Annotated in this window: 17 protein-coding genes and 1 pseudogene; 16 read left to right on the top strand and 2 right to left on the bottom strand. The window is 70.2% G+C overall.

The features are described 5' to 3' along the window. Nucleotides 1-138 precede the first annotated feature (138 nt). The 6 genes and pseudogenes from ACFVYF_RS33355 to ACFVYF_RS33330 all read left to right on the top strand — a co-directional run bounded on the left by ACFVYF_RS33355 (nt 139) and on the right by ACFVYF_RS33330 (nt 7037). Complete coding sequence (locus tag ACFVYF_RS33355; RefSeq protein WP_383282705.1) at nt 139-510, top strand: holo-ACP synthase; 372 nt, start codon at nt 139-141, stop codon at nt 508-510. A gap of 57 nt (nt 511-567) precedes the next feature. Further along, entirely contained in the window at nt 568-2007 is a 1440-nt protein-coding gene (locus ACFVYF_RS33350; protein WP_389461463.1) for an NAD(P)H-hydrate dehydratase, read from the top strand. Nucleotides 2008-2620: 613 nt separating this feature from the next. Next, nucleotides 2621-5917 carry an RHS repeat-associated core domain-containing protein gene (locus tag ACFVYF_RS33345; protein ID WP_389461618.1) on the top strand — a complete coding sequence of 1099 codons (3297 nt, stop codon included), beginning with the start codon at nt 2621-2623 and terminating at the stop codon, nt 5915-5917. 313 nt (nt 5918-6230) lie between these two features. After that, nucleotides 6231-6329: pseudogene (locus ACFVYF_RS33340) on the top strand (IS5/IS1182 family transposase); the annotation flags it as partial. Nucleotides 6330-6371: 42 nt separating this feature from the next. Further along, nucleotides 6372-6866 carry an RHS repeat-associated core domain-containing protein gene (locus ACFVYF_RS33335; protein ID WP_389461616.1) on the top strand — a complete coding sequence of 165 codons (495 nt, stop codon included), beginning with the start codon at nt 6372-6374 and terminating at the stop codon, nt 6864-6866. A 39-nt stretch (nt 6867-6905) separates the two neighbouring features. Further along, the gene (locus tag ACFVYF_RS33330) at nt 6906-7037 is read left to right on the top strand and encodes a hypothetical protein (protein ID WP_389461461.1); all 132 of its coding nucleotides are present in this window, start codon (nt 6906-6908) and stop codon (nt 7035-7037) included. A gap of 923 nt (nt 7038-7960) precedes the next feature. Here the strand turns inward: ACFVYF_RS33330 and ACFVYF_RS33325 are convergent. Then, nucleotides 7961-8215 carry a hypothetical protein gene (locus ACFVYF_RS33325; protein WP_389461460.1) on the bottom strand — a complete coding sequence of 85 codons (255 nt, stop codon included), beginning with the start codon at nt 8213-8215 and terminating at the stop codon, nt 7961-7963. Nucleotides 8216-8377: 162 nt separating this feature from the next. Between ACFVYF_RS33325 and ACFVYF_RS33320 the strand changes: the two genes are divergently transcribed. From ACFVYF_RS33320 to ACFVYF_RS33300, 5 genes are all read left to right on the top strand, one after another. Next, on the top strand, nt 8378-9271 hold the full coding sequence (locus tag ACFVYF_RS33320; protein ID WP_389461459.1) for a L,D-transpeptidase family protein: 894 nt from the start codon (nt 8378-8380) through the stop codon (nt 9269-9271). 171 nt (nt 9272-9442) lie between these two features. Then, on the top strand, nt 9443-10636 hold the full coding sequence (gene alr / locus ACFVYF_RS33315; protein WP_389461458.1) for an alanine racemase: 1194 nt from the start codon (nt 9443-9445) through the stop codon (nt 10634-10636). 200 nt (nt 10637-10836) lie between these two features. Beyond that, nucleotides 10837-12081: an alpha/beta fold hydrolase gene (locus ACFVYF_RS33310; protein WP_389461457.1), complete on the top strand. Its 1245-nt coding sequence runs from the start codon at nt 10837-10839 to the stop codon at nt 12079-12081. Then, nucleotides 12047-12613 (top strand): tRNA (adenosine(37)-N6)-threonylcarbamoyltransferase complex ATPase subunit type 1 TsaE, encoded by a 567-nt coding sequence (gene tsaE, locus ACFVYF_RS33305; RefSeq protein ID WP_389461456.1) that lies wholly within the window; start codon nt 12047-12049, stop codon nt 12611-12613. The genes ACFVYF_RS33310 and tsaE overlap by 35 nt, the downstream gene beginning before the upstream one ends. A gap of 481 nt (nt 12614-13094) precedes the next feature. After that, nucleotides 13095-13256 carry a hypothetical protein gene (locus ACFVYF_RS33300; protein ID WP_389461455.1) on the top strand — a complete coding sequence of 54 codons (162 nt, stop codon included), beginning with the start codon at nt 13095-13097 and terminating at the stop codon, nt 13254-13256. A 192-nt stretch (nt 13257-13448) separates the two neighbouring features. On the opposite strand, the gene ACFVYF_RS33295 is transcribed toward ACFVYF_RS33300, so the two are convergent. After that, nucleotides 13449-14003, bottom strand: a complete 555-nt coding sequence (locus ACFVYF_RS33295) for a hypothetical protein (protein ID WP_389461454.1) — start codon at nt 14001-14003, stop codon at nt 13449-13451. Nucleotides 14004-14125: 122 nt separating this feature from the next. On the opposite strand from ACFVYF_RS33295, the gene tsaB reads away from it, so the two are divergent. The 5 genes from tsaB (at nt 14126) to ACFVYF_RS33270 (ending at nt 17889) form a co-directional block, all read left to right on the top strand. Further along, entirely contained in the window at nt 14126-14779 is a 654-nt protein-coding gene (gene tsaB, locus ACFVYF_RS33290; protein ID WP_389461452.1) for a tRNA (adenosine(37)-N6)-threonylcarbamoyltransferase complex dimerization subunit type 1 TsaB, read from the top strand. A gap of 17 nt (nt 14780-14796) precedes the next feature. Continuing rightward, nucleotides 14797-15321 carry a ribosomal protein S18-alanine N-acetyltransferase gene (gene rimI / locus ACFVYF_RS33285; RefSeq protein ID WP_389461614.1) on the top strand — a complete coding sequence of 175 codons (525 nt, stop codon included), beginning with the start codon at nt 14797-14799 and terminating at the stop codon, nt 15319-15321. Beyond that, nucleotides 15314-16420, top strand: a complete 1107-nt coding sequence (gene tsaD, locus ACFVYF_RS33280; RefSeq protein WP_389461450.1) for a tRNA (adenosine(37)-N6)-threonylcarbamoyltransferase complex transferase subunit TsaD — start codon at nt 15314-15316, stop codon at nt 16418-16420. The genes rimI and tsaD overlap by 8 nt, the downstream gene beginning before the upstream one ends. After that, entirely contained in the window at nt 16417-16674 is a 258-nt protein-coding gene (locus ACFVYF_RS33275) for a hypothetical protein (RefSeq protein WP_389461448.1), read from the top strand. The genes tsaD and ACFVYF_RS33275 overlap by 4 nt, the downstream gene beginning before the upstream one ends. 123 nt (nt 16675-16797) lie before the next feature. Next, nucleotides 16798-17889: an LCP family protein gene (locus ACFVYF_RS33270; protein WP_389461446.1), complete on the top strand. Its 1092-nt coding sequence runs from the start codon at nt 16798-16800 to the stop codon at nt 17887-17889. Nucleotides 17890-17968: the final 79 nt, after the last annotated feature.

Raw genomic sequence — 17968 nt, 5'->3', positions numbered from 1 at the left:
CCATCACATCGGCATCTCACGTCACTTACTGTTCCAACGAGTCTACGGACAGCGGTTATCCGTTCGACTGCACCTCTCGGCCGGCCACGGGGTCAGCGCATCAGTGGCCCGCACCCGTATGCCCATAAGGTGCTCCGCATGAGCATCATCGGGGTTGGTATCGACGTGGCCGAGATCGATCGGTTCGCGGCCTCCTTGGAGCGCACGCCCGGGATGGCCCAACGGCTCTTCGTGGAGAGCGAGTTGCTGCTGCCGAGCGGTGAGCGCCGGGGCGTCGCGTCGTTGGCCGCGCGCTTTGCCGCGAAGGAGGCGCTGGCCAAGGCGTTGGGCGCCCCGGCGGGGCTGCACTGGACCGACGCGGAGGTCTTCGTCGAGGACAGCGGGCAGCCGCGGCTGCGGGTGAAGGGGACGGTGGCCGCCCGGGCGGCCGAGCTGGGCGTCCGCTCCTGGCATGTCTCCCTGAGCCATGACGCGGGGGTGGCCTCGGCGGTGGTGGTCGCGGAGGGATGACAGCGGAAAGACCGGCCCGCGTGCGGCCACGAGGGCTTCCGGGGGAGACTCGACGGCATGCGAACTGCGTACAGCGTGGAGACCGTAAGGACTGCTGAGCGGGAGCTGATGGCGCGGCTCCCGGAGGGAGCGTTGATGCAGCGCGCGGCCGCCGGACTGGCCGCGGCCTGCGCGGAGTTGCTGGGACGGGTGTACGGCAGCCGGGTCGTGCTGCTGGTCGGCAGCGGGGACAACGGCGGGGACGCCCTGTACGCGGGGGCGCGGCTGGCCCGGCGCGGGGCCGGTGTCACCGCGGTGCTGCTGGCCCCCGAACGGACCCATGCCGGGGGCCTGACCGCCCTGCTGCGGGCGGGCGGCGCCCAGGCCTCACCCGACGCCGCCGAACCCCTGATCCGCCGGGCCGGCCTGGTCGTCGACGGCATCGTCGGCATCGGCGGCAAGGGCGGACTGCGGCCGGATGCCGCACGGCTGGCCGCCGTGGCCGAGGAGTCAGGGGCCGCCGTCGTCGCCGTGGACCTGCCGAGCGGCGTCGACGCCGACACCGGCGAGGTTGCGGGCGCCGCCGTCCGTGCCGATCTGACGGTCACCTTCGGGACGCACAAGCCGGGCCTGCTGATCGATCCGGCGCGCGAGTACGCCGGTTCCGTACGCCTCGTCGACATCGGGCTCGATCTGCCGGACGAGGCCGCACTGGAGGCGCTGCAACACGTGGACGTGGCGGCGCGGCTGCCCGTGCCGGGGGCGGAGAGCGACAAGTACCGGCGGGGCGTGGTCGGCATCGCGGCCGGCTCGGCGCGCTACCCGGGCGCCGCCGTGCTCGCCGTGTCGGGTGCGCTGCGCGGAGGCGCGGGCGCGGTGCGGTACGTCGGGCCCGCGGGGAACGCGGTGATCGCCCGGTACCCCGAGACGCTCGTGTCGGACAAGGGACCCCGGCAGGCGGGCCGCGTCCAGGCATGGGTCGTGGGACCCGGCGCCGGGGACGACGTGGCCATGGTCGCCGAAGTGCTCGAAGCGGACGTCCCCGTCCTGGTGGACGCGGACGGGCTGCGCCTCGCGGACCGGGATCTCGTACGAGGGCGTACGGCGCCGACGCTGATGACCCCACACGCCGGAGAGGCCGCCGCCCTGCTCGGCGTCGCCCGCGAGGAGGTCGAGCGGGCCCGGCTGACGTCGGTGCGCGAACTCGCGGCGCTCTACGGGGCGACGGTGCTGCTCAAGGGGTCGACGACGGTGATCGCCGACCCCGGGGGCGGGGCGGTACGGGTGAACTCGACGGGCACGTCCTGGCTGGCCACCGCCGGGAGCGGGGACGTGCTGTCCGGGCTCACCGGATCGCTCCTCGCGGCGGGCCTTTCGGCGCTGGACGCGGCAAGCGTGGGGGCGTATCTCCACGGGCTCGCGGGCCGGTTCGCCGCGGACGGGGCGCCGATGGGGGCCCACGACGTCGCCGAGGCGATTCCGGCCGCCTGGCGGGACGTGCGGGACGTGCGGCACTGATGAGGTCACTCCTTGGCGGTGCAATGCCCGCCTAGGAACGGGCACGCCTCGAGCCCTCGTGGATCGGCTTCCCGGCCGCCTCAGGGTCGGCCGGACAGTTCCCCAGCCAGCTCGGAGGGGCCGTCCAGCGGAATGCCGGTACGTTCGCCGAGAACGTGGGCCCGGCTGGCAGGACCCAGCAGACCGTAGAACCCCTTGCGCCGTCCCAGCTGTGCTGTTCTGGGAGATTGGTACCGCCTCAGCGGGCAGCGGCAGGCGACTGAAGGATGCGACAGGTTTCGGACGCTTTCAGCCGCGGCGGCAGGTCCGTACCTGGTCAATCGGGCTCGTCCAGGCGCCGATTTACGGCTTTTGCTGAGCTTGCGTCGGGCAAACGGCCGGGCTGATTCCGGGGCGCATGGGACAGGAAAACACGGGTATGGCTCGAAACTTCGTACGGATTGTGTGACACGTTGTGCGCCTCTGGTGACCGTTGGGGTTGCCGGGGTTCATCTTCCTGTGGGGGGAAGTCGTGCATCCACGTGCCTTCGGCGCGCCCGTTCGGCGTGCCCGTAAGAGAGCAACTCGTATATCTGTGGCGGCAGTTGTGGTGTCCGGTGCGCTCGCGCTGTCGATGCTGCCGGCTGCTACCGCGATCGCGGACGATCCCGGGCCGGGTTCGGCCTGGGGCAAGGACGCGCCCCGCTTCGAGATGCCGGCGGTGAAGGTCGGCTCGACGAAGCCGGTGGCCACGCAGCCGGAACGTGAGCCGTCCAAGGAGCTGGCCGCCTGGCGTCAGGCGCAGAAGGAGCGTGCGTCCAAGCCCGCACCGTCGGCAGCGGCTGGTAAGTCTTCCGGTTCCGCGGCGCGGGACGCTGGTGTGCTGAGCCTGGTGCCGGAGGGCCAGGGAGACGTGCCCTGGCACCGGATCACCGACTTCGCGATCACGGACGCGCTGACCGCCCGGATCGACTACTCGACCGGCAACCTGATGCTGACGGCCACCGATTTCCAGATCAGCGGGGTCGGCCAGGACCTGACGCTGGCGCGCACCTACAACTCGCTGGACGCGCCCTGGGGGAAGGTCTCCCAGCGGTGGTGGCAGCAGTACGAGCGCTATCTGTCGGTCTCGAGCACCGAGGTCGTCCTCTATGACTCCAGCGGTGCGACCGTCCGGTTCACCAAGAACAGTGACGGTACGTTCACCACCCCGAAGGGGTATTCGCAGGAGCTGAAGAAGAACAGTGACGGCACCTACACCCTCGCCAACTGGAAGTCAGGTGCGAAGGACACCTACGACGCGAACGGGACGCTGACGAAGGTCACCGACCGCAACAAGGGGACCATCACCGTCACGCAGCACGACGAGAGCGGCGAGCACAAGGGCTTCAAGCTCACCGAGACCCGCTCAAACCGCTGGGTGGACCTGGTCAAGACGGACGCCTCGCAGTGGCAGGCCAAGGACAACACCGGCCGCACCGCCGTCTTCAACCTCGACGCGGACGGCAACCTCGCCTCCACCACCGACACCGAAGGCAAGACGACCGTCTTCCGTTACGACGCCTGGGGACGCATCGACAAGATCACCACCGCTGAGGGGCGGGTGACGGTCTTCACCTACGACGACGCCAACCGCGTCACCTCCATGCTGCGCGGCACCGGCTTCAACAGCGACGGTCACACCCGCCCGACCTGGACCTACAGCTACACCAGCGACGCGGCGACCGCGGCCGGTACGACCACGGCCACCGACCCGGAGGCGCATGCGACGAAGTACCAGCACGACGGTGACGGTCAGGTCTCCGACGTCACCGACGCGCTGGGCCACAAGCGCTCCACCAAGTTCGACGCGAACCACAACATCGACACCAGCACGGATGCGATGGGCTCGGGCACCACCCCGGGCAACGTCACCGACTACGGCTTCAACACCCGCAACAACCTCGAGACCGTCACACAACCGACCGGCGGCCAGAGCGTCAACCACTGGCAGACCATCGCCGGCGCGGACGTTCCCAAGGACTCCACCAACGCCGACGGCGAGAAGACCGACTTCACCTACGACGCCGTCGGCAACACGATGTCGGTGGCGCAGACCGGTACCGGCGGCGGCAACGTCTCCTACACCTACAACCCCGCCTCCCCCACCTGCGGCGGCTTCGAGGGCCAGCGCTGCACCGAGAAGACGAAGATGACCGCGACGAAGACGGTCACCACCACCTTCCACTACGACAGCGCGGGCAACCTGGACACCGTCACCCCGCCCGCCCCGCTGGCCAAGACGACCTACACCTACGACGACCTCGGCCGCACCAAGACCGTCACCGACGCCCGCGGTGTGACCGTCACCTATACCTACGACAACCGCGATCGCATCCGCATCGTCGACACGACCAACAAAGCACGTGTCGAATACTGGTACGACGGCGACGGCAACCTCCGGCAGCGCACCGACAGCACCGGCACCATCGTCTATCAGTTCGACCCGCTGCAGCGCGAGACGATCCGCACCCTGCAGGACGGCTCACAGACCCTGCTCGCCTACACCCCGGCCGGCAACGTCGACTACTACCAGGACCCCGCCGGCACGGTCGACTACACCTGGAACGAGGTCAACAAGCTCGCCGAGCTGAAGGACCCCGCGGGCCGGGTGACGACGTACAAGTACAACAACAACGACGTCCGCACTACGACCACCTATCCGGGTGGCACGGTGCAGAAGGTCGATCCCGACAACTCCGGCCGACCCAAGACCATCAAGACCACCTCCCCCAAGGGCACCCTGGTCGACCTGGCCTACTCCTACGGCTACGGCACCAGCGGGACGACGGACGGCAGCAAGATCCGCTCGTCCAGCGACAACGTCACCGGCCTGAAGACCACCTACACCTACGACAGCGCGGGCCGCTTCTCCTACGCCGAGGAAAAGAAGGGCACCACCCTCAACTCCTCCTGGCTCTACTGCTACGACCTCGCAGGCAACCTCACCAGCCAGGGCACCGCGGCCGGCTGCCCCGGCGCCACCACCTACACCATCAACGACGCCCAGCAGGTCACCGCGAAGAACGGCTCCACGACCAACTGGTCCTACGACAAGATCGGCAACGAGACCGCCGGCGCGTCCACCCCGGAAGGCACCCGCACGGCCGAGAAGTGGACCGACCATTCCCAGCTGACCTCCCTGACCGTGGGCGGAAAGACGTACACCGGGCAGTACGGATCCACCGACCAGAGCGAACGCATCCGCCTCGGGGACACCTACTTCCACAACGGACCGATCGGCCTGGCCGCCACCTCAACTGCCGGTGTGGACACGGGATTCAACCGCGAACCCGGGGGCACCCTGAACTCCATGACGACCGGGGGCAAGGCGTACTACTACCTCACCGACGCCCTCGGCTCAGTCGTAGGTCTCGCCGACGAGACAGGCGCCAAGGTCAACACGTACGCCTACAGCCCCCGCGGCGTCACCAGGGCCTCCACCACCGAAAAGGTGGCCCAGCCCTACCGCTTCGCCGCCGGCTACCAAGACGTCACGGGCCTCTACCACTACGGCGCCCGCTACTACGACCCCAACATCGGCCGCTTCACCAGCCCCGACCCCTCCGGACAGGAGCAGAACCCCTACCTCTACGCCGAAGGCGACCCCGTCAACCGCATCGACCCCAACGGGCTCGCATCATGGGACTGGCTGGGCCCTGCGGGTGACGTCATCCAGGGCGGCTACCACCTGATGTCCGGCGACGCCCAGGGCCTGTGGGGAGATGTCGCCGGACTGGCGGCCGGCGCAGCCGCCGGCTTCGCCTGCGAAGCGATCGCGGCCGCTGGTGCTGTGCCCACTCTCGGAGCGTCAGAGGTAGGCGGACAGGCTCTGTGCTACGCGGCCGCTTGGGGGGCCAGTACAGGAGTCTCGAACTTGATAGGCGGATAACTAATACAGCGGCGGGCGGCGTCACAGCCGCCCGCCACAGCTTCTCAACGCAGGGAGATTCAACCGTGGGACAGCTTGGTCCATCTGCGGAACAGCAAGGTAAGTCGCGCATGTTCTATGTCTGGTCGTCAATCGCATCAGCAGTCCTGGTGATCGCCGGAGCGGCACTCGCGATCATGGGTAACGCCGCAGGCTGGGTACTGGTTGTCTTCGCTGCCGTCATGTGGACAGGACTCTTCCTCACTCTCAGGTACACGAAACAAGCGCAGCCCTGAGCAGGTCCCTGGCCTGGAAATCGAAGCTCGGCCCCCCCGCGCGCTTGAAGTCCTGGCGCATCTTCCGCCCGTCCCGATGCAGCCCGAATCGAATGACGTCAATCGCCAAGGCCATCCTCACGCTGGAGCGGCAACGCTCAAGAAGCTCAGTCATCGGCCTTGCTGATGAGGCGGGCACGATGGTCAACACGTACGCCTACAGCCCCCGCGGCGTCACCCGCTCCACGACCAGCGAGAAGAACCCCCAGCCCTACCGCTTCGCCGGCGGCTGCCAAGACGCCACAGGCCTCTACCACTACGGCGCCCGCTACTACGACCCCAACATCGGCCGCTTCACCCAGCCCGACCCGTCGGGGCAGGAACAGAATCCTTACCTGTACGCGGAGGGCGACCCGGTCAACCGGATCGACCCCAACGGCACCCTCAGTCTCGGCACCGTGATGGATGCTGTAGGCAAGGGCGGGGACGCAATCGCTGCCGGCCAATTCGTCGGACAGCTGGCAACCGGGGACTACAAGGCAGCTGCTGGAACGGCGATCAGTTTCGCTGCTGACAAGGCATTCACCGCCGGGTGCACGTACCTAACCGGAGGGGCAGGAGCCATCCCCTGCGCAGTCGGCGGCATGGCAGTCGGCCAGGCCACGGAAGCGGCATACAGAGACGCTACGAGCTAGACCAGAGACTCTGATTTCGCCTGCAACGAAGGAGACATCATGGAATCCACCGCGGCTTCGAATGTGCTTGCCTACAAGGGACTTGACGGCGTCCCCCTATGGCTGTTGTGCGGAATCGCCATCCTGGCGTTCATCGTCTTCGGCGTTGCCCAGGCTCGCAAGAAGAAGTAGCACCTGAGATCTCACTGGGGTGGCGCATCCTGCCCAGGACAACACAATGGCGCTGTGGGGCGACGTGGCCGGAGTGGTTGCCGGCGGACCGGCAGCGGCCGTATGGGGACGGCCGTTGCCGCATCGGCCCCGGCCACACTCGGAGGATCTCTCGGGGCGGCGACCGGCTGCTATGCCATCTCGTCGAGTGTCGGGCACATCGCATCGAACGCCGTGAGCGGCGGCTAAACAAAACAAGCCGAACGAGCGGATGCCGGGTGCCCGACGCACCCGGCATCCGCGCACACAGATACGGGAAGAAGATGCCCGAGGTCGGGTGGTCCGTCGGTCAGCGTGCCGCAGTGTAGCGATGGATGATGTTCGTTGGGATACCGGTGGTTGGGTTCTCCTGGGGTTGACCGTATGCATCTTCAGCGTCACATACATGTTCGTGGGGAGACATCAAGAAGCGGCAATCGCCCTGACGGCTTCCACTCGACATCACTCGCGCCATATTGATTATTCGCCAGACTTCAAGGAATTAGTGAACGTCTGTGGATTGCCCACATAGGAGGACGTATGTCCGGGGGGCGAAGTACTGCGCAGGTCCTGTTGTGGGTGGTCTCCGCAGCGGTGGTGTCGATAGCGGTACTGGCCGTTGCACATGGGTACCCCGCGTTTGTCGTGGCCGTCCTGATCGCGATGTGCATCCTCCACGTCGCGGTCACGGTCCGGCTTCTGCAGGAGACGTCAAAGTCCGACGTGACCTCTCTCAGTACCCCTCTCCGTGGTGCTGTCTACGCGTTGTATTTCGGGTGGGCTCTCGTTGTAATCCCCCTGACTGTCATCCTTGCGACCAGTGGAGACAACCCCGAGTGGGGCCAGATGCTCCTGGGGATTCCCCTGGCTACACCTGCGGCCGTGCAGTGGTTGATGCGCCGACGTCACAACACGCGACCATCAGCACAGAAGTCACCATGAGTAGATTCGGTAGAGCGGCCTACGGCTCTCAGACCGCCATGCGGAGAAATGCGGCCGGCGGCCAGGATCCAGGCGGCGTTCAGCTGCCAGGACTTCGAGGGCAGCAGCCCGAGGCCGATCCGCTTGATCGCTTTGACACGGTCCTCGGCCTCGGCGTGATCACGGTAGAGGACATCGAGGAACCACACATGCCCGGATCCCGGAACTACGACAGCCACTCGCCGTCCGGTCCTTTCACGGGCGTAGCTGAACACACGAGGTAAAAGACACGGCGCTTCCGCGTGGGCGGTCCACCTCTCCCCACGCCGGACGGGTTAAAAGCCGCGGTCCTTCCGCGCGGCGCCCGCCGTCCCGCGCCCGCGTTGCGTATCGCTGGTCACATGATCAGCACACGCATGACGGTCCGGGGCGGTGCGCTGCTGCTCGCGCTGGTGGCCGTACTGCCCGTGGGGAGTGCCCTGGCCGAGCCGGGACCGCCCGCGGCCGGGCCCGGCAGTGAGCTGGTTCCGGGCGTCGCGCCGGGGCCGCAGCAGCCGTGGCAGGTGGACACACCCGATCAGATGCTCGCGCCGAAGGTCTACACGCCGAGCGCCCAGGAGGACGCGGTCGAGCCCAGGGACGCGGCGCCCGGGGCCGACGCCCTCGTCGAGTACGTACCGCTCGGTGACGCCGCCGCGGGCAAGGCCGTGGCCTGCACCAAGCAGACCGGGCCGCACCAGCGGCAGGTCGAGCGGTGGCTGAAGCTGACGGTGGACGGGAAGCAGTCGGCGAGCGACTGCCGGGCCATCCGCGCGTTCCAGCGGAAGCAGGGCATCAAGCCCGACAGCGGCTTCGCCGGCCCCGTCACCTGGGCCCATATGCGGCTCCTGTCGGCCAAGAAGGATCCGAACGCCGCCGGGAAGTGTCCGGTGCGCACCGAACGCGTCGCCTGCGTGGACCTCGCGCGCCAGCTGACCTGGGTGCAGAAGGGCAAGGCAGTCGTCTTCGGGCCGGTCCCGATGCGCAGCGGACGGGCCGGGTACCGGACCAGGACCGGCTGGCACAAGATCTACTGGAAGCACAAGAACCACTGGTCGACGCTGTACAACTCGCCCATGCCGTACAGCCAGTTCTTCGACGGGGGACAGGCCTTCCACGCCATCTACGGCAGCATCTACGACCCCAACGGCTCGTGGGGCTGTGTGAATCTGCGGCTCGCGGACGCCCGCACGCTGTGGGGCGTCCTGAAGAAGGGCGACCGGGTGTACGTGTGGGGCCGCCGGGCCGGCACCTGAGCGGACGGGGCGTTCCCGGCACGTGAGCCGACATGCGCGTGCCCGGCGCGTGAGCCGAGGCGCCCCGGCGCGTGAGCCGGACGGCGGGCGGCCGTGACGGGGAGCGGGCCCACCCGGTGGGCCACCCACGGCGGGGGCGCTGTCGTACCCCTCTGAGACACTGGGGGCGCCATGAATGAGACAGCAGACCTGCGCGCCCGCGCCGAGATCGACCTGGCCGCCCTGCGCGCCAATGTGCGGACCCTGCGCGCCCTGGCGCCCGGCGCGGCCCTCATGGCCGTCGTGAAGTCGGACGCCTACGGCCACGGGGCCGTGCCGTGCGCCCGCGCGGCCGTGGAGGCGGGCGCCGGCTGGCTGGGCACCGCCACCCCGGAAGAAGCACTGGCGCTGCGCGCGGCGGGGCTGACCGGCCGCATCATGTGCTGGCTCTGGACCCCCGGCGGCCCCTGGAAGCAGGCCGTCGAGGCCGACCTGGACGTGTCGCTCAGCGGGATGTGGGCCCTGCGGGAGGTCGTCCGCGCGGCCCGGGAAGCGGATATCCCCGCGCGCGTGCAGCTCAAGGCCGACACCGGCCTCGGGCGCAACGGCTGCCAGCCCGCCGACTGGCCCGAGCTGGTCACGGAGGCGCTGCGTGCCGAGCGGGACGGACTCGTCCGCATCACCGGCCTCTGGTCCCACTTCGCCTGCGCCGACGAGCCGGGCCACCCCTCCATCGAGGCCCAGCTCACCTCTTTCCGCGCGCTGGTGGCGTACGCCGAGGAGCAGGGCGTCCGCCCCGAGGTGCGGCACATCGCCAACTCGCCCGCCACCCTGACGCTTCCCGAGAGCCACTTCGACCTCGTTCGCACCGGGATCGCGCTCTACGGCATCTCGCCGAGCCCCGAGATCGGCACCCCGGCCGACTTCGGACTGCGCCCGGTGATGACGCTCAGCGCGTCGCTCGCGCTCGTCAAGCACGTGCCGGGGGGCCACGGCGTCAGCTACGGACATCACTACGTCACCCCCGGCGACACGACCCTCGGCCTCGTCCCCGTCGGCTACGCGGACGGCATCCCGCGCCACGCCTCCGGCACCGGCCCGGTGCTGATCGGCGGCAAGTGGCGGACGGTCGCGGGCCGGGTCGCGATGGACCAGTTCGTGGTCGACCTGGGCGGGGACCTGCCCGAGGCCGGCGACCAGGCGATCCTCTTCGGACCCGGCGACCGCGGTGAGCCGACCGCCGAGGACTGGGCGCAGGCGGCCGGCACGATCGCGTACGAAATCGTCACCCGCATCGGAACCCGCGTCCCGCGCGTCTACGTGAATGAAGGACAACGCGTCTACGTCAATGAAGGACAAGAGGAACAAGCGGGGCGGAACGCATGACGGATCACGCGCAGGGCGAACACGGCACAAGGTGAAGAAGCAACAACACGGGTAACCCGCATACGGTGACCTGCACAGGACAACAGGACATGGCGAGCCGGATGACCCTCCCGGCTGCACCGCCGACGGCACCACCCGACCCACCCGACCCAGACGACAGGCCGAACGACACTCGGCACTCCGGCGAAGAGGAGCGGTACGTGAGCGAGAGCAGCGCGGAGGCCGCCGCGGACGTCGCCGCCGCGGCCGTCGCCTCCGCCGGGGCCGCCGGGACATGGCGCCGGGCCGGTGTCGCCGGCGCCGCGATAGGCGTCGTCGCGGCGGGTGCCGCGGCCGGAGTCGCGCTCGAGCGGCTCACGGTCGGCCGCGGGATGCGCCGGAAGGCCCGCCTCGCGCTCGACTCGACGGGCCCGTACGGCTCGCTGCGCGGCACCCCCGGCAAGGCGATCGCGGACGACGGCACCGAGCTGTACTACGAGGTGGACGACGTGGAGACGGACAACTCCCTCTCCCCGCGCCGCCGCCGGCTCTTCGGACGCAAGGCCCCCGCCCCGGTCACCGTCGTCTTCAGCCACGGCTACTGCCTCAGCCAGGACTCCTGGCACTTCCAGCGGGCCGCGCTGCGCGGTGTGGTGCGCATGGTGCACTGGGACCAGCGCAGCCACGGGCGGTCCGGCCGGGGCGTCGACCAGGTCGAGCACCGGACGCCGGTCACCATCGACCAGCTCGGCCAGGACCTGAAGGCCGTCATCGACGCGGCCGTGCCCGAGGGCCCGATCGTGCTGGTCGGACACTCCATGGGCGGCATGACGATGATGGCCTTCGCCGACCAGTACCCCGAGCTGGTCCGCGACCGGGTCGTCGCGGTCGCCCTCGTCGGTACGTCGTCCGGGCGGCTCGGCGAGGTCAATTTCGGGCTGCCGGTCGCGGGCGTCAACGCCGTGCGGCGCGTACTCCCCGGCGTGTTGAAGGCGCTGGGGCAGCAGGCCGCTCTGGTGGAGCGGGGGCGGCGGGCCACGGCCGATCTGTTCGCCGGGATCATCAAGCGGTACTCGTTCGCGTCCCGGGACGTCGACCCGGCGGTCGAGCGGTTCGCCGAGCGGATGATCGAGGGCACGCCGATCGACGTGGTCGCCGAGTTCTACCCGGCGTTCACCGAGCACGACAAGACCGAGGCCCTGGCGCACTTCACCGGGATGCCCGTCCTCGTCCTGGCCGGCGTCAAGGATCTGGTGACCCCGAGCGAGCACAGCGAGGCCATCGCGGACCTGCTCCCGGACGCCGAACTGGTGCTCGTACCGGACGCCGGGCACCTGGTGATGCTGGAGCATCCCGAGGTCGTCATAGACCGTCTCGCGGACCTTCTGATGCGGGCGGGCGCCGTGCCGGCAGGAGCTACCGTGGGTGGCTATGGAAGCACCAGCAGCAGCGCACAACCAGGCTGAGCCCACCGTGGGGTCGGCGCACCACCCGGCCGAGCCCGCCGTGGAGGGCGTCAGCGTCGGGATGACCGTCACCTCCCCCGAACAGATGCGGGAGCTCGGCCGCCGCCTCGCCGAACTGCTGCGCGCGGGCGACCTCGTGATGCTGAACGGGGAGCTCGGCGCCGGCAAGACGACACTCACGCGCGGACTCGGCGAGGGGCTCGGCGTCCGGGGCGCGGTCACGTCGCCGACCTTCGTCATCGCGCGCGTCCACCCCTCCCTCGTGGACGGGCCGCCGCTGGTGCACGTGGACGCGTACCGCCTCGGCGGCGGCCTTGACGAGATGGAGGACCTCGACCTCGACGTCTCGCTGTCCGACTCGGTGATCGTCGTCGAGTGGGGCGAGGGCAAGGTCGAGGAGCTGACCGACGACCGGCTGCACGTCGTGATCCACCGCGCGGTCGGGGACACGACGGACGAGGTACGGCACGTCACGCTGACCGGCCTCGGCGAGCGGTGGGCCAAGGCCGACCTGAGCGCGCTCACGGCGTGACCGTCGCGCCGGGCCCGGTCGCCCCTGGCCGGGCCCCGCACCACCCGCTGCCGCCCGTCCGCTGACGCGCACCACCCGCTGCCGTCCGTCCGCTGACACGCACCACCCGCTGCCGCCCGTCCGCTGACGCGCGCCACCCGCTGCCGTCCGTCGGTAATGCGCACCATCCGCTGACGCGTGGATCCGCTGCCGTCCGTCGGTAATGCGCACCACCCGCTGTCCGTCCGCCGACGCGTGCTGCCCGCCGGCCCGTCAGTTGACGCGTGCGGTCCGCCGCCCATTCGCCGAGGCGCGCCGCCGGCCCGGGCTCCGCGCCGGCCGGCGGGTGCCCACGGCACCCTGTCCGCCGCGGAATTGATGAACGTTCCGACAAGACGTCGGCAACCTGTTGCGCCCGGCGTCCCGGGCATGGTCACATGGATACCAGTTCGTAGTTAGGTCTACCTAACCACGCTTGCCCCCGCGGCCCCAGGAGGCGTCCATGCCGGCTTCAGAACGAGACGACGCACCGCGCGTGGCCGCCGGGGTGTCCATGCGCGAGCTGCTGGCGTCCTGCGCGGCCGCCGCCGCGGTGTCCACCCCGCCGAGCGCGCCCCTGCCCGAGGCCGCGCCCGTACCGCAGGAGCGCTGCGAAGCCGCGTAACGCGCCTGCCGGACGTGCGGGCCCACGGCATTACGTGCGCACAGACGGCATTGCGGCGATGGCCCACGGCATCACGTGCGCACAGACGGCATTGCGGTGATGGCCCACGGCACTACGTGATGGCCCACGGCACAACGTGATGGCGTACGGCACTACGCGACTGCCCGCGGCACTACTCGACCGCGCACGCCCCTACTTGATGACGACGACCTTCACGCCGATCGTCGCGAACGTCCACATCGCGTCGCCGTCCTCGCGGGACTCCCGGATGCCGCCCGTCTTGGCTGCCGAGTCGGGCTTGGCCGTCGAGCCGCTGACCGCCGCGCTGAACCCGATCGCGACACCGTCGTTCGCGGCGAACCGCACCACGTGCTCGATCGGGGTGCCGTCCGAGCCGGTGATCGCGTTCGAGCGCGAGGTCACGTGGTAGGTGGCGGGCAGCGGGTCAACCGTGCTGGGGGTGACCTTGAAGGTGCGCTGGGTCTTGTTGTTCGCGGCGACCAGCCAGACGCGGTCGTCGTCGACCGAGTAGACGACCCGCTCGCCGGTGCCGGACTCGGCGGGCAGCGCGGCCGGGTTCTTCTTGTCCCGGGGTGCCTTCGACGTGGGGGCCTTGGATGACTTGGCCGTGTGGGGTTTGCCCAGGTTGTCCGGCACATTGGCCGACGCCTGGTAGGCGAGGAAGCCGACTGCGGCCACGGCCGCCACGGTGAGCCCGGCCACGATTCCCGAGCTGCTCCTAGCCACCTTGTGTGCCCACCTCTCGTACCACGTTCCTGCCCTGAACGTCCTGTGTGGTGACGGTAGCAGCCGGGGCGCGGCAGACCGGGGCGGCCGTGCGCCCGCCTCGGGCGCCGTAGGCTGTTTGCGTGCTCTTGCTCGCTCTGGATACCGCCACCCCCGCCGTCACCGTCGCCCTGCACGACGGCACGTCCGTCGTCGCCTCGTCGAGCCAGGTGGACGCGCGACGGCACGGGGAACTGCTGCTGCCCGCCGTCGACCGGGTCCTCACCGAGGCGGGTCGCCGGCTCGACGCCGTGACCGGCATCGTGGTCGGCGTGGGCCCCGGCCCCTACACCGGGCTGCGGGTCGGCCTGATGACCGCCGACACCTTCGGACTCGCCCTCGGGGTGCCCGTGCACGGCGTGTGCACCCTCGACGGCCTCGCGTACGCCTCCGGCCTCGCCGAGCCCTTCGTGGTGGCGACGGACGCGCGCCGCAAAGAGGTCTACTGGGCGCGGTACGACAACGCCCGCACCCGGGTCACCGAGCCCGCCGTCGACCGGCCCGCCGAGATCGCGGAGGCCCTCGCGGGCCTGCCCGCCGTCGGCGCCGGCGCCCTGCTCTACCCCGACGCCTTCCCGGTGGCCCGCGAGCCCGAGCACGTCTCGGCGGCGGCCCTGGCCTCGCTGGCCGCGGAGAGACTCGCGGCGGGCGAGGAACTGGCCGAGCCCCGGCCGCTCTACCTGCGCCGCCCGGACGCCCAGGTGCCCAAGAACTACAAGGTGGTCACCCCAAAGTGACGGTCGAGCTGCGCGAGATGCGCTGGTGGGACATCGATCCCGTACTGGAGCTCGAAAAGGACCTCTTTCCCGAGGACGCCTGGTCGCGGGGCATGTTCTGGTCCGAGCTGGCCCATGCGCGCGGGCCGGAGGCGACGCGCCGCTACCTCGTCGCCTTCGACGGGGAGCGGCTCGTCGGATACGCGGGACTGGCGGCCGCCGGGGACCTCGGCGACGTACAGACCATCGCCGTCGCGCGTGAGCAGTGGGGCACCGGGCTCGGCGCGCGGCTGCTGACCGAGCTGCTGCGGGCCGCGAGCGCGTTCGAGTGCGCCGAGGTGATGCTCGAGTGCCGCGTCGACAACGTCCGCGCGCAGAAGCTGTACGAGCGCTTCGGCTTCGAGGCCATCGGCTTCCGGCGCGGTTACTACCAGCCGGGGAACATCGACGCCCTGGTGATGCGCCTCCACACGGCGTCCGACGACGCCCCCGCGGCGGACGCCCCCGCCGTACCCGGAACACAAGCCGTACCAGGAACACAAGGAACCGAGATCAATGGCTGACTCGCGCGACGAACCCCTCGTCCTCGGCATCGAGACCTCCTGCGACGAGACCGGCGTCGGGATCGTCCGGGGCAACACGCTGCTCGCGGACGCGATCGCCTCCAGCGTCGACGAGCACGCCCGCTTCGGCGGAGTCGTGCCGGAGGTCGCCTCCCGGGCCCACCTGGAAGCGATGGTGCCGACCATCCAGCGGGCGCTGAAGGACGCGGGGGTGACGGCGAAGGACCTGGACGGGATCGCCGTGACCGCGGGGCCCGGACTCGCCGGCGCGCTGCTCGTCGGGGTCTCGGCGGCCAAGGCGTACGCGTACGCGCTGGGCAAGCCGCTCTACGGCGTCAACCACCTCGCCTCCCACATCTGCGTGGACCAGCTGGAGCACGGGGCGCTGCCCGAGCCGACGATGGCGCTGCTGGTGTCCGGCGGCCACTCGTCGCTGCTGCTGTCCACGGACATCACCGCGGACGTGCGGCCGATGGGCGCGACGATCGACGACGCGGCGGGTGAGGCCTTCGACAAGATCGCCCGCGTGCTGAACCTCGGCTTCCCCGGCGGCCCGGTCATCGACCGGTACGCCAAGGAGGGCGACCCGAACGCGATCACCTTCCCGCGCGGGCTCACCGGACCCCGCGACCCGGCGTACGACTTCTCCTTCTCCGGACTGAAGACGGCCGTGGCCCGCTGGATCGAGGCGAAGCGGGCGGCGGGGGAGGACGTGCCGGTGCGCGATGTGGCCGCGTCCTTCCAGGAGGCGGTCGTGGACGTGCTGACCCGCAAGGCCGTGCGCGCCTGCAAGGACGAGGGCGTCGACCACCTCATGATCGGCGGCGGGGTGGCCGCCAACTCGCGGCTGCGGGTGCTCGCCCAGGAGCGGTGCGAGGCGGCCGGGATCCGGCTGCGGGTGCCGCGGCCGAAGCTGTGCACCGACAACGGCGCCATGGTGGCCGCCCTCGGCGCGGAGATGGTCGCCCGGAACCGGGCCGCCTCCGACTGGGACCTGTCCGCGGACTCCTCGCTGCCGGTGACGGATCCGCATGTGCCCGGTCGTGCGCACACGCACGACCACGTGCACGAGGTCAGCAAGGAGAACCTGTACTCGTGACCGTCGCGCTGATGTGGGAGGCCCGGGCGGTCGCCGGACGCGGCGAGGACCTGCTCGCCTGGGTGCGGACGCGGGAGCTGCCCGGGCAGCCCCTGCGCCGCGAGATCCTGCGCGCGCCCCAGGACCGGGTGCTCGTCATCACCTGGTGGGACGCGGCGTACGACGCGGAGCTGCCCGAACTCCCGGAGCCGGGCGAGGAGTTGGTGGCCCGGGCGGTGCACCGGTGGCGGTTCGAGTCGGTTGCCGGATCCTGACGGATCAGCCCGCTCCCGTCACCTCTGTGCCGATCTGAACCGGGCCTGAGAAGTCTGAGAATTTCCGAAGGAAAGACGAGAAGAGGTTCCTGCTCGTAATAATTCGGACTTATGTCCCTCCGCGTGACTGGAGACGAGGAGCACGGGGACGCCCACGCGGGCGCCGGGGGAGTCGGTGGCCTTGGCCCGGAGCCGGGCAGGCGCGGCCGGCCTCGTCTGCTCAAGGCCGCCGGGATCGCGCTCGCCGGCGCCCTCGTCCTCACCGCCGCCGGAGCGGGCTGGGCCTACTGGCATCTGAACCACAACATCAAGAGCGTCGACATCAACAGCGCGCTCGGCGACGACCGCCCGGCGAGGACAGTGCCCACACCCTCGGCGTCCGCCCCGGCCTCCGCGGCCCCGCTGCCGAGCGGGCCGCTGAACATCCTGGTCCTCGGCTCCGACTCCCGCAGCGGCGCGGAGAACGCGCAGCTCGGCGGCGGCGACAGCGGCGGGGCACGCTCCGACACGGCGATGGTCGTCCACCTCGACGAGGGCCGTACGACCGCGACGGTGGTGAGCATCCCGCGCGACACCCTGGTCACCCGCCCGTCGTGTCCCCGGACATCCGGCGGGACGACATCGGTGGCGTACGGCGCGATGTTCAACAGCGCGTACGCGGTGGGCGGTCCGGTCTGCGCGGTGAAGACGGTTGAATCCCTCACGAACGTCCGGATGGACCACTACATCGAGATCGACTTCTCGGGCTTCGCCGGCCTGGTGGACGCGCTCGGCGGCGTCACCGTGACGACGGACGAGGACATCGACGACGACCAGAGCCATCTGCACCTGGCCGCCGGGACCCACCATCTGAACGGCACCCAGGCGCTGGCGCTGGCCCGCACCCGGCACGGCATAGGCGACGGCAGCGACCTGGGCCGCATAGGCCTCCAGCAGAAGCTGGTGAAGGCCCTGCTGGAACAGATCGGGTCGACCGACCTGCTGACCAGCCCCACCCGGCTCTACGAGGTCGCCGACGCGGTCACGGGCAGCCTGACGACGGACACGGGTCTCGACTCGCTCGGCGAGCTGACGAAGCTCGGCCAGAGCCTGAAGGGGCTCTCGTCCGACGAGGTGAAGACGGTGATGATGCCGGTGGTGACGGCCCCCTCCGACCGCAACCGGGTGGTGGCCGACGAGCCGGAGGCGAGCGAGCTGTGGGCGTCGCTGAAGTGACGCCGCACTGAAGCGGTCGCCCCTTCGAGCCCGACGAAGAACATGCTGACCTGCGAAAACGCGTGCCGCGAAGAACTTC

The sequence above is a fragment of the Streptomyces sp. NPDC058274 genome (assembly GCF_042881375.1).
In the GTDB taxonomy this organism is placed as follows: Bacteria; Actinomycetota; Actinomycetes; order Streptomycetales; family Streptomycetaceae; genus Streptomyces.
Note: the sequence above shows the minus strand (reverse complement) of the source record. Positions and strands in the feature narration are given on the sequence as shown.